Raw genomic sequence first — 312 nt, forward strand, 5'->3', positions numbered from 1 at the left:
ATTTGATGTATTTACGGCGAATGAAAAGATTGCAAAAATCCTTTGATTACTGGTTAGAGAAAGGACTCAGTATTCAGGTTCAGCGCTATCGGGGTCGGTGTAAATTACTCTTCAAACATAGAGAAAGTCTTTGGGTATTCTTAAAGAATACGTCAATTCCATTGACCAACAATGAGGCGGAACGATGCATTCGAGGTTTTGTCATTCAACGCAAAATTAGCTACGGCACGACATCTGATGCTGGTGATAAATTTCGCAGCCGTATACATACGATAACTGAAACCTGCAAAAAGCGTGGCCTCTCAGCATGGT

The 312-nt window shown here is 41.0% G+C and carries 1 protein-coding gene; it reads left to right on the forward strand.

Annotated features, from left to right (window positions below):
• Positions 1 to 312: IS66 family transposase (locus tag HC723_RS17125; RefSeq protein WP_190339964.1), on the forward strand; the 312-nt coding region annotated here is incomplete at both ends.

Source organism: Vibrio sp. S11_S32 (assembly GCF_014694465.1).
Classification (GTDB): Bacteria; Pseudomonadota; Gammaproteobacteria; order Enterobacterales; family Vibrionaceae; genus Vibrio; species Vibrio algicola.